The 14,327-nt window shown below is 27.0% G+C and carries 14 protein-coding genes; 9 read left to right on the forward strand and 5 right to left on the reverse strand.

What is annotated here, in order from left to right; all coding sequences use genetic code 11:
- Window positions 1–6: 6 nt before the first annotated feature.
- On the reverse strand, window positions 7–966 hold the full coding sequence (locus R3342_RS06330; protein WP_318939061.1) for a transporter: 960 nt from the start codon (window positions 964–966) through the stop codon (window positions 7–9).
- Between the two features lie 73 nt (window positions 967–1,039).
- On the opposite strand from R3342_RS06330, the gene R3342_RS06335 reads away from it, so the two are divergent.
- From R3342_RS06335 to R3342_RS06375, 9 genes are all read left to right on the forward strand, one after another.
- Entirely contained in the window at window positions 1,040–1,318 is a 279-nt protein-coding gene (locus R3342_RS06335) for a DUF4834 family protein (RefSeq protein WP_318939062.1), read from the forward strand.
- Window positions 1,319–1,320: 2 nt separating this feature from the next.
- Window positions 1,321–3,756 (forward strand): YfhO family protein, encoded by a 2,436-nt coding sequence (locus tag R3342_RS06340; RefSeq protein ID WP_318939064.1) that lies wholly within the window; start codon window positions 1,321–1,323, stop codon window positions 3,754–3,756.
- Between the two features lie 173 nt (window positions 3,757–3,929).
- Window positions 3,930–4,457: a methyltransferase gene (locus R3342_RS06345; RefSeq protein ID WP_318939066.1), complete on the forward strand. Its 528-nt coding sequence runs from the start codon at window positions 3,930–3,932 to the stop codon at window positions 4,455–4,457.
- Entirely contained in the window at window positions 4,454–5,644 is a 1,191-nt protein-coding gene (locus tag R3342_RS06350) for a glycosyltransferase family 4 protein (RefSeq protein ID WP_318939068.1), read from the forward strand. Before R3342_RS06345 ends, R3342_RS06350 begins: the two co-directional genes overlap by 4 nt.
- Window positions 5,641–6,918 (forward strand): glycosyltransferase family 4 protein, encoded by a 1,278-nt coding sequence (locus tag R3342_RS06355; RefSeq protein WP_318939069.1) that lies wholly within the window; start codon window positions 5,641–5,643, stop codon window positions 6,916–6,918. The genes R3342_RS06350 and R3342_RS06355 overlap by 4 nt, the downstream gene beginning before the upstream one ends.
- Window positions 6,915–7,994: a non-hydrolyzing UDP-N-acetylglucosamine 2-epimerase gene (wecB, locus tag R3342_RS06360; RefSeq protein ID WP_318939071.1), complete on the forward strand. Its 1,080-nt coding sequence runs from the start codon at window positions 6,915–6,917 to the stop codon at window positions 7,992–7,994. The genes R3342_RS06355 and wecB overlap by 4 nt, the downstream gene beginning before the upstream one ends.
- On the forward strand, window positions 7,994–9,454 hold the full coding sequence (locus tag R3342_RS06365; protein ID WP_318939072.1) for a lipopolysaccharide biosynthesis protein: 1,461 nt from the start codon (window positions 7,994–7,996) through the stop codon (window positions 9,452–9,454). The genes wecB and R3342_RS06365 overlap by 1 nt, the downstream gene beginning before the upstream one ends.
- A 189-nt stretch (window positions 9,455–9,643) precedes the next feature.
- Window positions 9,644–10,258, forward strand: a complete 615-nt coding sequence (locus tag R3342_RS06370; protein WP_318939074.1) for a hypothetical protein — start codon at window positions 9,644–9,646, stop codon at window positions 10,256–10,258.
- Between the two features lie 38 nt (window positions 10,259–10,296).
- Window positions 10,297–10,794, forward strand: a complete 498-nt coding sequence (locus R3342_RS06375; protein WP_318939076.1) for a DinB family protein — start codon at window positions 10,297–10,299, stop codon at window positions 10,792–10,794.
- A 32-nt stretch (window positions 10,795–10,826) separates the two neighbouring features.
- On the opposite strand, the gene R3342_RS06380 is transcribed toward R3342_RS06375, so the two are convergent.
- From R3342_RS06380 to R3342_RS06395, 4 genes are all read right to left on the reverse strand, one after another.
- A complete protein-coding gene (locus tag R3342_RS06380) occupies window positions 10,827–11,882 on the reverse strand; it encodes a D-alanine--D-alanine ligase (protein WP_318939077.1) in 1,056 nt (351 codons plus the stop codon).
- Window positions 11,882–12,106 (reverse strand): DUF6095 family protein, encoded by a 225-nt coding sequence (locus R3342_RS06385; RefSeq protein WP_318939078.1) that lies wholly within the window; start codon window positions 12,104–12,106, stop codon window positions 11,882–11,884. Before R3342_RS06385 ends, R3342_RS06380 begins: the two co-directional genes overlap by 1 nt.
- Window positions 12,096–12,914 carry an N-acetylmuramic acid 6-phosphate etherase gene (murQ, locus tag R3342_RS06390; RefSeq protein ID WP_318939079.1) on the reverse strand — a complete coding sequence of 273 codons (819 nt, stop codon included), beginning with the start codon at window positions 12,912–12,914 and terminating at the stop codon, window positions 12,096–12,098. Before murQ ends, R3342_RS06385 begins: the two co-directional genes overlap by 11 nt.
- Before the next feature lie 134 nt (window positions 12,915–13,048).
- Window positions 13,049–14,275: an NADP-dependent isocitrate dehydrogenase gene (locus R3342_RS06395; protein WP_318939081.1), complete on the reverse strand. Its 1,227-nt coding sequence runs from the start codon at window positions 14,273–14,275 to the stop codon at window positions 13,049–13,051.
- Between the last annotated feature and the right edge of the window lie 52 nt (window positions 14,276–14,327).

Consider the following 14,327-nt stretch of genomic DNA (forward strand, 5'->3'; position numbering starts at 1 on the left):
TTTATGCTAGTTTTTTTTAAAAATTCTAGTGAATATATTTCCTCTTCTACGCTTTTTCCTCTTTTTGTTTTTCGTTTTTAAAGGATTGTATTTTGCTTTTGACATCAGTTTTTCCTTGTGTTTATCTAATCTCCAAGCTATACCAGCACTTGCGTAAATAAAAGAATAATTATCAAAAAAATTAGTTCTTAAAGATGCATCTAATTGAATATCATTGGAATATAAATAAGCTGCGCCAATACCAAAATTGTATTTTGGTGAATTTCGTTTATTAAACACTCCTTGATTTTCCATAAAGTACGACCATTTTTCACTAATAGCGTAAGTCATACTAATTATGTACGAATAATAATTAAAATCGGAAGTGATTTTATCGGCAATTAAATTAGTTAATATCACTAAGCGATCTGAAAAATCATTTTGAAGTAAAAGTGCGGCTTTATAACTAATTCCATCTTCTTTATAATTTGAACTTAAAAAATTAGTATTAACACCTGCATAAACTCCTACAGAAGGAATTAATCTTTTTTTATCAAAAGCCAATTTACGTTTCCAACTTCTAATTTCTTTGGTTTTATCGGTATATTTTTGTTGATAAAGTAAATATTTTGCTCCAATAGTTAAGTGGCTAATTCCACTTACGTTAGTTTTTTGTAATACAGAATTATTGTCAAGTGCAAGAAATTGATCTTTTTGATATGCTATATTAGCATTTAATTCTAGCTTCTCTGAAAATTTTCCATATCTAAAAAATAAATCGCCTCCAAAACTTTTAGGAATACCGCTACTTGTAGTGTTATTACTAGACCTATAAAACAAACCAGTTTCAAACTGATAAACATTTGTGCCTATACTGTATGGGCTTTCAGAAAAACCTGGTCGTTTAGAATTAATTATTTCGGTGTATTGCGCAGTTAATAACTGAATATTTAAAAATAGTATAATCAGTAAAAAAGCTTTTTTCATATTAAATGGGAATAAAGTTCAAATATAAGATTTTATATAATTAAACGTTTTAGTTGTACTCAAATTGTTATTTTTGAAAATTAAAATTATTGAAATGGGTTTGTTAAAAACAATAGCTATTCTAATTGTTGTTTACTACGGAATTAAAATTATTGGTAGATATATAATGCCATTATTTATTAAAAAGGTAGTAAGTAATGTAGAAAAAAAATATAAACAACAGCAAGAGCAACAACAAGAAACAACAGGAAAAGTAGGAGAAACGGTTATTGCTAAAACGCCTCCTAAAACTAAAGAAAGTAATAAAAGTGTAGGCGATTATGTAGATTATGAAGAGGTAACAGACGAATAAATATGAAACAGATTTTTAAAAGTATTATTCCGTTTTTAATTGCAATAGCAGTTTTTATAATAGTTTCAGTTGCTTACTTTTCACCAGTTTTAGAAGGTAAAAAATTATATCAAAATGATATAAAGCAATTTACCGGAATGGCAAAGGCTGTTAATGATTTTAGGGAAGAATATCATACAGAGCCTTATTGGACAGATGCGGCGTTTAGCGGTATGCCAACCTATAATTTAAGTGTCTTATATCCTCATGATTATATCAAAAAAGTAGATAAAATTATTCGGTTTTTACCAAGACCTGCCGATTATTTGTTTCTGTACTTTTTGAGTTTTTTCATATTATTAATGGTTTTAAAATTTGACTATAAATTAGCAATTTTAGGAGCATTAGCCTTTGGGTTTTCAACCTATTACATTATAATTTTAGGAGTTGGTCATAATGCAAAAGCACATGCAATTGGTTATATGCCAATGGTTTTAGCGGGTATTTTATTAGTGTTGCAAAAAAAGAGGTATTTAGGATTTGTGTTAACGGCTTTAGCAATGTCATTAGAAATAAATGCAAGTCATCCGCAGATGACCTATTATTTGCTTTTTGCAGTACTTATTTTAGGAATAGTTTATGCCGTAGATGCTTTAAAAAAACACCAATTAAAACCATTTTTTAAAAGTATTATGGTTTTAGTAGTAGCTGTTGTTTTAGCTGTAGGGACTAATGCTACAAGTTTATTAGCTACCAAAGAATATGCTAAATACAGCACTCGAGGAAAAAGTGAGTTAACCATTAATCCTGATGGAAGTAAAAAAGTTGCAACTAATGGGTTAAGTAAAGATTATATTACAACGTATAGTTATGGAGTTTGGGAAACCTTTAATTTATTTATTCCTCGTTTTATGGGAGGAGGAAATAGTGAAAATTTAGGTTACGATTCTAATATTTATAATTTTTTAAAAGGAAAAGTTAATCCATCTCAAGCTAGGCAGTTTACAGAACATGCACCAATGTATTGGGGAAAACAACCTATAGTTGAAGCACCTGCTTATGTTGGCGCTATTTTAATATTTTTATTTGTTTTAGGATTATTTTTAGTAAAAGGAAATTATAAAAAATGGTTAGTTGGAGTGGTTATTTTTTCCATATTACTTAGTTGGGGTAAAAATTTAAACTTTTTAACTAACTTTTTTATAGATTATATTCCTCTCTATAATAAGTTTAGGGCAGTATCATCTATTCAAGTAATTGCTGAATTAGCTATTCCGTTGTTCGGAATTTTAGCTTTAAAAGAATTTTTCTCTGATAAAATAGAAACAACAATTAAAGTAAAAGCGTTAAAAAACAGTTTGTATATTACAGGTGGTTTTGCTCTGCTATTTGTTTTGTTTGGTAGTAGTTTATTTGCTTTTGAAGGATTACATGACAGCGGTTATGCAAAATTAATTCCTGGTTTATTAGATGCTATTATAGCAGATAGAAAAGCTGTCTTTTTTAGCGATAGTTTAAGAACTTTAATTTTAGTGGTTTTAGCAGCAAGTGTTTTATTTCTATTCTTAAAAGAAAAATTAAATAAAAATATAACCATAATTGTTTTAGGAGTACTTATTTTATTTGATTTGGTTGCTGTGGATAAAAAATATGTAAATAATGCAGATTTTTTATCTGCACGAAAAATAAATCACCCTTTTGTAGCTTCTGCAATTGATAAAGAAATTTTAAAAGATACAAGTTATTATAGAGTCGCAAATTATGCTGCAAATTTAATGAATGATGGTAGCACATCATATTTTCATAAATCTATAGGAGGTTATCACGCAGCTAAATTAGGTAAATATCAAGAATTATTTGATTATCAAATTGCTAAAAATAATATGCAAGTACTTAATATGTTAAATACTAAGTATTTTATATTTACAAATGAAAATAATCAAGAAGTATATCAGCCTAATAAAAATGCAAATGGAAATGTTTGGTTGGTTAGTAAATTAAAATTTGTAACCAATGCAAATGATGAAATTACAGGATTAGATAGTTTACAAACTAAGAACGAAGCTATTTTAGATAAACGTTTTGTAAAGGATAATTTAGAAAATAATTATGAGCTAGATTCCACAGCATCAATAAAATTAGTTGCCCATAAACTAAATGAATTAAATTATACAAGTAAATCTAATACAAAGCAGTTTGCAGTATTTTCAGAAATATATTATAAAAATGGATGGAATGCTTATTTGGATGGAAAGCTAACTAATTATTATCGTGTAAATTATGTTTTACGAGGAATGGAAATTCCTAAAGGAAATCATAAAATTACTTTTAAGTTTGAGCCTACAGTTATTAAAACAGGTACTATAATAATGCTAGTTTCTTTTCTTTTATTAATTTTAATTACCGTTGGCTGGTATTTTATTAGAAGAAAAAAACGATATCTTCCTAATAAACAATAACTTACAAACTTTGGGTTTTAATTAAGATATATTTTTTGTACATTAGATTCAATCAAAGTAAAGAGGAAGATGAGCAGAGAAGGATATTTAAAGCGCATTTTATGCGCTTTTTTACTACACTAAGTCTAATTTAATTTTATATATTGTAGACATAAATTTAATTTTATATATACTTGAAAAATAGCACTATACATTTAAAAAGATATAAAAACACCATAGAATTTTTACAATCTGTACTACCAGCTCCAGCAACCATTTTAGATTTAGGCGTAAGAAATAAACTGAGTATTCTAATGGAAGAAAAAGGATATACAGTAATCAACACTACAGGTGAAGATTTAGATGATGTTTATACGGCAGTAAACAATAAAAAAATAGACGCTGTTACTGCATTTGAAATATTTGAACATTTAATTGCTCCGTATAATATTTTAAAAGAAATTAAATGCGATAAATTAATAACTACAATACCACTTAAGCTTTGGTTTGCAGATGCTTATAGAAGTAAAACGGATTTATGGGATAGACATTATCATGAATTTGAAGATTGGCAATTTGATTGGTTATTAGAAAAATCGGGATGGAATATTAAGAAAACAAAAAAATGGACTAGCCCAATTAATAAAATTGGAATTAGACCAATATTAAGAAAATTTACTCCACGTTATTACGCAGTTTTTGCCGAAAAGAAATTGAAATGAAAATTGGAATGATTTTGGACAAAACATTTCCACCAGATCCTCGTGTGGAAAATGAAGCCGTTTCTTTAGTGAAAAAAGGGTTTGAAGTGTATTTGTTTTGTTTAAATTATGGAAATGAAAAAAAGGATGAAATTATAAACGGAATTAAAGTTAAAAGATATAAGTCCAATAAATTTATTTATAAATTATCAGCACTTGTTTATACAGTTCCATTTTATAGTTTTATAATGGCTAAAAAAATCAATCATTTTTTACAAGAGAATAAAATTGACGCCATTCATATTCACGATATGCAAATTGCAGAAGCCGTTTTTAAAGCAAACGAAAGTTTAAAATTGCCAACGGTTCTAGATTTGCATGATAATATGCCAGAAGTAATCAAGTTTTATCCACATCTTCAAAAGTTTCCTGGAAAACAACTTATTTCTCCTGTAAAATGGAAAAGAAAAGAGGAAGAGTTTATAAAAAAAGCCACTAAAATTTGTACGGTTTCTAAAGAGTTTATTGATGAAGTAGTTTATAGAACAGGTATTTCTAAAAATAAAATAGTTTTAGTTCCAAATACTGTTCAAAAAGAGTTTTACAAAAATGCTATAATTCACAATTCTATTTTAACTAAATATGAAGATAAATTTGTGATTTTGTATTTAGGCGATACTGCAATTAGGAGAGGATTATTAACAGCCATAAAATCGTTACCACAGTTAATTAAAAAAATACCAAATATTAAATTAGTAATTGTTGGTAGTAATACTACAGATTCATTATTATTTAATAGTGTAAATGAGTCAAATTTAAATGATTATGTGGATTTTGAAGGGTGGCAAAATGTAGAATTATTTCCATCATACATTAAGGCTAGTACAATTTGTATATCACCATTATATAGAAATATTCAACATGATGTTGCTTATGCAAATAAGTTATTTCAATATATGAGTTTTGCAAAGCCACTGTTAGTTAGTAACGCAATTGCACAAAAAAAAATAATTGAAAAAGTAAAAGCTGGACTTGTACATATTGAAAAGGATTCTGATGATTTTGCAAAAAAAATTTTAATGCTTTATGAAGATGAAAATTTAAGATTAAAATTAGGAGAAAACGGAAAGCACTTTGTTGAAAACGAGTTTAATTGGGAAAAAACTTCAGAAAAATTAATAGATTTATATAAAAATATTAAATATTGAAACGTGCTTTAATAATAACGTATTATTGGCCTCCAGCAGGTGGATCTGGTGTGCAACGTTGGTTAAAATTTGTAAAGTATTTTCGGGATTTTGATATTGAACCAATTGTTTATACGGTAAAAAATGCAAATTATCCAATATCAGATGAATCACTTTTAAAAGAAATACCAAAAGATATTGAAATATTAAAACAACCTATTTGGGAACCAAATAATCTATTTTCTTTGGGGAAGAAAAAATCAAAACAATCTGCAGGGTTTTTAAATAATAAACCTTCTTTATTTGGTAAAATACTACAATATGTTAGAGCCAATTATTTTATTCCTGATGCTCGTAAATTTTGGATTAATCCTTCCGTTTCATTTTTAAAAAAGTATTTAAAAAATAACCAAATTGATATATTAATTACAACAGGTCCGCCACATAGTGTTCATTTAATTGGTTTAAAATTAAAAGAAGAATTAAACTTAAAATGGATTGCAGATTTTAGAGATCCTTGGGTAGATATTGATTATTTTCATCATTTGCCATTAACCAAAAAATCATTAAAAAAGCATCAATATTTAGAGCGAAATGTGGTAAAAAATGCTGATGCTGTTATGGTTGTTGGTAATACAATGAAAGAAAATTATTTAAAATTCAATAAAAATATTGTTACAATAACAAATGGTTTTGATGATGATATAGCCATGGAAAAAGTTACGCTCGATACTAAATTTTCTATTACGCATATTGGGCTTATGAATTCTGATAGAAATCCAGTTTTATTTTGGAGAGTTTTAAAAGAAATTGGAGATGAGAAACCTCAATTTTTAAACGATTTAAATGTTAATTTGATTGGAAAAATTGATAAAGAAATATTAAATAGTATTTTTGAAAATGAATTAACTAAAAAGGTTAATGTCATAAATTATGTTCCTCATAACAAAATTGGTAATTATCAAAAAACCTCCCAAATATTGTTGTTGGTAGTTAATAATGTTCCAAGTGCAAAAGGAATTATTACTGGTAAAATTTTCGAATATCTTAAAGCAAAAAGACCAATTTTGGTAATTGCACCAAATAAAGGCGATTTAGCAAATATTATAAAAGATACCAATGCAGGTTTTGTAATAGATTATGAAGATAAAGAGTTGTTAAAAAGTACTATTTTAGCATTATATACTTCTTATAAAAAAGGAAATTTATATATAGATTCTAAAAATATAGAACAATATCATAGAAAGGAATTAACTAAAAATGTTGCAACTTTAATAAAGAATATTACCAAATGAAAAAAATTGTAACTATTGTTGGTGCTCGACCTCAATTTATTAAAGCAGCTGTTTTAAGTAGAATTATTGCTGATAATAAAGAAATTAAAGAAATTTTAGTGCACACAGGTCAGCATTTTGATGCAAATATGAGTGCTATTTTTTTTGATGAAATGCAAATTCCTAAACCAACATATAACTTAGGAATTAATACTTTAGGTCATGGTGCTATGACAGGTTTAATGCTTCAAAAAATTGAAGAAATATTAATTAAAGAAAAACCTGATTTAGTAGTAGTTTACGGAGATACAAATTCTACAATAGCAGGTGCGTTAGCAGCCAAAAAGCTACATATAAAAGTTGCGCATGTTGAAGCTGGTTTGCGATCTTTTAATATTAAAATGCCAGAAGAAATTAACCGGATATTAACCGATAGAATTTCAGATTTGTTATGTTGTCCAACAGAAAATGCTATAAAAAATTTAGAGCAAGAAGGGTTTAATAATTTTAATTGCAAAATTGTTCAAAGTGGCGATATAATGAAAGATGCAGTTGAATTTTATAGCAAAATAGCTTCTAATAAATCTACCATAATTTTGGACTTAAATTTAGAACCAAATAAATTTGTTTTAGCAACAATTCATCGGCAAGAGAATACAGATTCTTTAGAAAATTTAAAAGCGATTTTTAAAGGATTAGAAAGTATTAACAAGAAGGCGAAGGTAGTAATGCCAATTCATCCAAGGACTAAAGCGATTTTAGATAAAAACAATCTGAAATATACCATAACTTTTATAAATCCTGTAGGTTATTTTGATATGCTACAATTATTAAAACATTGTAATTTAGTGGTAACCGATAGTGGGGGATTACAAAAAGAAGCATTTTATAATAAAAAAATGTGCATAATTGCAAGAGAAGAAACGGAATGGGTTGAATTAGTTGAAAATAATTTTGCTGCCATTTGTGGTTCTAATTCTGGCAAAATTGAACAAGCTTTTGAAGCTTTTCAAAAATTAAATTTAGATTTTGAAAAACCATTGTTTGGTAATAATGTTGGAATGAAGATTTATAATGAAATACTTTCAATTTTATAATGGGAATAGTATTAAAACAGTCATTTAAAAACACATTAATTCTATTTTTAGGATTTGCAATTGGAGCAGTAAATGTATTGTTTTTATATACTCATTTTTTACAAGAAGACTATTTTGGTTTAGTTACTTTTTTATTGTCGAGCGCTAACATTTTATTGCCATTAGTTGCTTTAGGAATGCAACATACTATAATTAAATTTTTCTCAAGTTATAAAACAAAATTAGATCAAGATTCGTTTTTAACATCCACATTATTATTGCCATTATTAGTAATTATTCCTTTAGGCATAGTAGGCGTTTATTTTTATGAAAGCATAGCAACTTGGTTATCTTCAGAAAATATTTTAATAAAAAAATACACATTTCTTATTTTTATTATAGCCGTTTTTATGGGGTATTTTGAAGTGTTTTACGCTTGGACAAAAGTGCAATTTAAATCGGTATTTGGAAATTTTATTAAAGAAATATTTGCAAGAGTTTGCGTAACTATTTTATTATTTTCAGTCTATTTTAATTGGTTAACCAATCAGCAATTTATTTATGCAATTGTTGTGGTTTATGGAATCCGAACATTAATAATGTTAGTATTTGCATTAATGGTTTATAAACCATCCTTTCATTTTAAATTTCCAACTAATTTAAAAGAAATAATTTCCTTTTCAATATATATATTAGTAGCAGGTTCAGCCGCTGGAATTTTATTAGAAATAGATAAATTTATGATTCCTCAAATGGAACAAATAGCACAAGTTGCGTATTATGCAGTTGGAATTTATATTGCAAGTGTAATTGCTATACCAACTAGAGCTATGCAGCAAATTACAACTCCAATTATTGCCAAAGGAATGAATGAAAATAGAATGGATGAAATTTCAAATTTATATAAGCAATCTTCCATAAATTTATTAGTTGTAGGTGGTTTGTTTTTTTTACTTATTAATTTGAATATAAATGAATTATATCAATTAATTGATAAACCACAATTTAATAAAGGTATTTGGGTAGTTCTAATTATATCTTTTGCAAAATTAATGGAATTAGCTTTAGGAACAGGAAATGCTATTTTGGTAAATTCTAAATTCTACAAACTGTTTTTTTATATATCCTTAGCTATGGCATTGAGTGTAATTTTATTAAATCATTGGTTGATTGCTGTTATGGGAATAAACGGAGCAGCTTTGGCAACTCTTATTGTTGTAGTTATTTACGGAGTTATTAAAATTATGTTTATCAAAACAAAATTAAATCTTCAGCCATTTACAATTAAAACTATCAAATTAATTTTAGTAATAGCAATTTTATATATTGGGTTTAGTTACCTGAATTTTAATTTTAATCCATTATTAACTATTATTTTAAAGAGTTTAATTATTGCTTTGTTATATTTAATAATAATTAAAAAGCTCAAAATTTCTAATGATATAAGTGAATTGTTGTCTAAATATTTGATAAGAAAATAAAAAACCACTATAGCTATAGTGGTTTTAATTATGAAAAATCAAGATAACTTCTAATTTCAGCAGTATATAATGAATTAGGTTTTCTTATGTGTAAAAATACGGCAACAATTAAAACATATATGTAATTTATGTTACAACATATTTAAAATAAAAAGTAATGCTTTGTCAAAATTTTAATAATCAAAAGAAATGACTTATATAATTCACTTTTTATACGGTATAGTAATGGGGTATTTTGGATTAATTTCCCCAGGGATGTTAAATATGACAGCTTTAAAGATAAGTTTGACAACGAATAAGAGTAGTGCCGTTAAATTTGCTGTAGGAGCATCGTTGATAGTTTTTATTCAGGCTGGAATTGCTTTATTTTTTGCAGATTATTTAGTTAAAAATCCAGAAATTATTAGAGCTTTAAAAATAGTAGGAGTAGTTGTTTTTCTTATACTGGCAATTTTCTTTTTCTATTTATCAAGAAAGGAATTCAAAACAAACTCGACCAATAGCAAGATGAATTATATTTTTAAAGGTATTGGGATGTCTATGGCAAACATGCTTGCCATACCATTTTATTTAGGCCTTAGTATTTATTTAGCATCTATTCAAATAATAATTATTAAGCAGCCATATATTATGTTTTTTGTTTCTGGAGCTGCAATAGGTGCATTTTTATTATTTTACACCTACATTGTATTTGCTAAAATTATTAAAAATAAAGTATCCTTTATCGCCAAAAATATAAATATCTTATTAAGTGTTTTATTTTTAATACTAGGAATTTTGACGTTAACAAAACTACTTAACTAATTTTATTTTTATATTTGTTATAAATGCCAAACTAAAATATGATTAAAGCTATTGAAAAAAATTTAGATAGAGGAATTCAACTATTATCTCAAATAACAGATGAGCAATATAGCGATACTTCTATTGCGCCATACTACTCAAGTATTGGAGGTCATGTACGTCATATTTTAGATATTTTTGATTGTGTTTTTGAAGGAATACCATTTGAAAATATTAATTTAATTACAAGGAAAAGAAATATTTTAGTAGAAAAATATACTTCTAATGGAATTGAATATTTTGAAGAAGTAAAACTAAAATTGAATAAATTAGAAAATACTAATTTTAATAAAATAGTTAAAGTAACCGACGATTTAGGATCTGGGGAAATAACAGCAAATTATACTTTGGCAGCTATTTTAATTCAGGCACATAGTCATGCAATTCATCATTTTGCTAGTGTTGGGTATATTATTTCTCAATTAGGTATTAAACTTCCTGATGACGATTTTGGTTTTAATCCTACTACGCCAAAACACTTGAAACTAAATAATTAAATTAATTTTACTTAGAAAGTTTTTAGGATTTGTTAAACCGACAATTTTTTTGACTTAATTAATTGTATATATTTTTTTAAATTCCATAGACTTTTTAAGAATTTAATAGGTGAGCTAAATTTTACTTGGTAGTTTAAATGATTAGATTTTGAAATTTCATAAGCTATTTTCCAATGTTTTCTAATTTCTTTTAAAGCTTTAAAATATGAAATTTTTGAAGCATCATAAATATGTGTTGGTTCTGATATAATTCCGTTAATTTCAATAATTTTAATTTTTTCTTTCTTTATTAAGCTTTCAAATGAATCGTATTTTATATCTAATCTTCCGTAATAAAAGTTTGGTATATCTTTTAAAATAGTATCAAAAATTAATTCTAATTCATTATTAATTAAGTGATTACCATTTTTGAATTCTGCTCCTTTACAATGATTTCCTAAAACATTTAAAATTTTAATTTCACCATTTTTTAGCACGGTTTTAAAGTCATGTTGTAAATTAGAATATAAATGTTTATAGGTATTTGCTCGTTTATCTTTCTCAATAAGTTCATTTAAATTTAGTTTGCCATCACCTTTTACAAATGGAAATGTTTTTAATGTTATAGAGGTGATTTTACCAGTTTTTGAAGTTGGTAATCGGTGATAAAAAATGCCACATTCATTTTTGAAATCAACAAATTCCTGAATTAAAAGATTAATGCTGTTATTTTTATTCAGATAAGTTTTTAATTCTCTTTCATTAATAACTTGTTTTACAAGTAAACCTTTAAACCCAACATCTGGTTTTATAATTAAAGGATAGTTTAATTTTAGACTATTAAGATTATCAATTACAGTAATCACAGACTCATTTTTTTTAACAAATAATGTTATAGGTCTGTAGCTTTCTGGTATTAATTTTATTGTGTCATATTTAGACTCTGTACCATTTCCAGAAAATTTAATTGCTGGGTTTACTGCTGTAAAAAAGGTTAAACTTCTTGATTTTATAGCTAAATAGATTCCGTAGGGAACATTAGGAATATAAAACATAAATGAAGGCCAAAATTCCCAATGGTATAACTTATATAAACTGTTTTTTAGCATTAATTTTTATCAAAAAGCGCATTTAAAAGTATTTTTATGCCTAAATAGCCAACTATTACCGCAGTAATTGCTAATGCTACGCCTGCTATTAGCCACCAATAATTATGTTGATGCTTTATCGCTTTAAAGCCTATACTAATTAAAACAGGAGATAATAAAAGCAATGGTAAAGCTATTACTTCATATTTTAATCCTCTTAATAGAGTGTTTTTATTATTTTTCATTTTGGTAGTTTTTTATGGCGTTCCTTACATTTTCATACTTATTTAATATTTCAATAGCTTTTTCTTTAGAAATAGAAAGTTCATCCATTAACATTTTAGTGCCTCGTTTTATTAATTTATTATTGCTTAATTGCATATCCACCATCTTATTATCCTTTATTTTTCCTAATTGAATCATGGTGCTTGTAGATATCATATTAAGAACTAGTTTTTGAGCAGTGCCAGCTTTCATTCTTGAGCTTCCAGTTACAAACTCTGGTCCAACTACTACTTCAATGGGATATTTTGCTGCCTTTACTAGAGGAGAAGATTGATTACAGGTAATGCAACCAGTAATTATATTTTGCTCATTACACTTCTTTAAACCACTAATTACGTATGGTGTTGTACCCGATGCTGCAATACCAATAACTACATCTTTATTTGAAATTTTGTATTTTTTTAAATCTTCCCAACATTGTGTGGTAGAATCTTCCGCAAATTCTACTGCAGTTCTAATTGCAGTATCACCTCCAGCAATAATACCTATTACTAAATTTTGTGAAACTCCAAAAGTTGGAGGACATTCGGAAGCATCTAAAATTCCTAATCTACCACTTGTTCCAGCACCAACATAAAAAAGTCTTCCGCCATTTTTTAATTTTTCAACAATTTGAATTACTAGTTCTTCTATTTTTGGAATTACTTTTTCAACAGAATTAGGAACAGTTTTATCTTCTTTATTCATGTTTGATAAAATATCCATTACGCTCATTTTTTCTAAATGATTATATTTTGAAGATTGTTCCGTAGTTTTTATAAAGCTCATGTTTCAAAAATACTAAAATGAATTATAATTAATGTGACTTCAAATTATTTTTGTAATAAATGTATGATTTTAAGAAAAATAAAAAAGCGAGCAATTAATTGCTCGCTTTTTAAATATAAATAGAACCTCTTGTATTAAGCTAATTCTTTATCTAAATTTTCTTTTAGTGCATCTAAAAATTCTTGAGTATTTAAATAATCTTTTGAAGTCATTTTATCTCCGTGAATTAATAATGCTAAATCTTTAGTCATTTTTCCACCTTCAACAGTGTTTACACAAACTTTTTCAAGGCTATGGCAAAAATCAATTAAAGCTTGATTATTATCTAATTTACCACGATGTTCTAACCCACGAGTCCAAGCATAAATAGATGCTAATGGATTTGTAGAAGTTTCTTTTCCAAGTTGGTGTTGTCTGTAATGGCGAGTAACTGTTCCATGTGCAGCTTCCGCTTCCATAGTTTTTCCATCAGGAGTAACTAAAACTGATGTCATTAATCCTAAAGAGCCAAATCCTTGAGCAACAGTATCTGATTGTACGTCACCATCATAATTTTTACAAGCCCAAACAAAACCACCATTCCATTTCATTGCAGATGCAACCATATCATCAATTAAACGGTGCTCATAAGTTATACCTGCAGCTTCAAATTTATCTTTAAACTCATTGTCATAAACTTCTTGGAAAATATCTTTAAATCTTCCATCATAAGCTTTTAGAATAGTGTTTTTTGTAGATAAGTATAGTGGCCAGTTTTTTACTAATGCCTGATTAAAACTTGAACGAGCAAATCCATAAATTGAAGAATCAATATTATACATTGCTTGCGCTACACCATTTTCTTCGAAGTTATATACTTCGTGAACTTGTGGTTCTGAACCATCTTCTGGCTCAAAAGTTAAAGTTAATTTCCCTTTTCCTTTGGTAACAAAATCAGTTGCTTTGTATTGATCTCCAAAAGCATGACGACCAATGCAAATTGGTTTGGTCCAACCTTGCACATAACGAGGAACATTGCGCATAATTATTGGTTCTCTAAAAATAGTTCCGCCAACGATATTTCTAAGAGTTCCATTTGGTGATTTCCACATTTTTTTTAATCCAAATTCTTCAACTCTAGCTTCATCTGGAGTAATTGTTGCGCATTTTATACCAACATTGTATTTTTTTATTGCTTCAGCTGCGTCAATAGTTACTTGGTCATTTGTTTTATCTCTATATTCAATTCCTAGATCAAAATATTTGATATCTAAATCTAAATATGGAAGTATTAATTGGTCTTTAATAAATTTCCAAATGATACGAGTCATTTCATCTCCATCAAGTTCTACTACAGGATTTGTTACTTTTATTTTTGTCATGATAAGTATTTTAAATTAAGCAGCACAAAGATACTAATATTGTTAGGAAAAT

It is taken from the genome of Lutibacter sp. (assembly GCF_033723435.1).
In the GTDB taxonomy this organism is placed as follows: Bacteria; Bacteroidota; Bacteroidia; order Flavobacteriales; family Flavobacteriaceae; genus Lutibacter.

What these genes read in the sequence shown, in the direction of transcription:
- murQ (WP_318939079.1), bottom strand. Translation starts at nt 12,914, where the DNA reads ATGAGCTTTATAAAAACTACGGAACAATCTTCAAAATATAATCATTTA.
- R3342_RS06365 (WP_318939072.1), top strand. Translation starts at nt 7,994, where the DNA reads ATGGGAATAGTATTAAAACAGTCATTTAAAAACACATTAATTCTATTT.
- R3342_RS06350 (WP_318939068.1), top strand. Translation starts at nt 4,454, where the DNA reads ATGAAAATTGGAATGATTTTGGACAAAACATTTCCACCAGATCCTCGT.
- wecB (WP_318939071.1), top strand. Translation starts at nt 6,915, where the DNA reads ATGAAAAAAATTGTAACTATTGTTGGTGCTCGACCTCAATTTATTAAA.
- R3342_RS06385 (WP_318939078.1), bottom strand. Translation starts at nt 12,106, where the DNA reads ATGAAAAATAATAAAAACACTCTATTAAGAGGATTAAAATATGAAGTA.
- R3342_RS06375 (WP_318939076.1), top strand. Translation starts at nt 10,297, where the DNA reads ATGATTAAAGCTATTGAAAAAAATTTAGATAGAGGAATTCAACTATTA.
- R3342_RS06380 (WP_318939077.1), bottom strand. Translation starts at nt 11,882, where the DNA reads ATGCTAAAAAACAGTTTATATAAGTTATACCATTGGGAATTTTGGCCT.
- R3342_RS06370 (WP_318939074.1), top strand. Translation starts at nt 9,644, where the DNA reads ATGACTTATATAATTCACTTTTTATACGGTATAGTAATGGGGTATTTT.
- R3342_RS06330 (WP_318939061.1), bottom strand. Translation starts at nt 966, where the DNA reads ATGAAAAAAGCTTTTTTACTGATTATACTATTTTTAAATATTCAGTTA.
- R3342_RS06395 (WP_318939081.1), bottom strand. Translation starts at nt 14,275, where the DNA reads ATGACAAAAATAAAAGTAACAAATCCTGTAGTAGAACTTGATGGAGAT.
- R3342_RS06340 (WP_318939064.1), top strand. Translation starts at nt 1,321, where the DNA reads ATGAAACAGATTTTTAAAAGTATTATTCCGTTTTTAATTGCAATAGCA.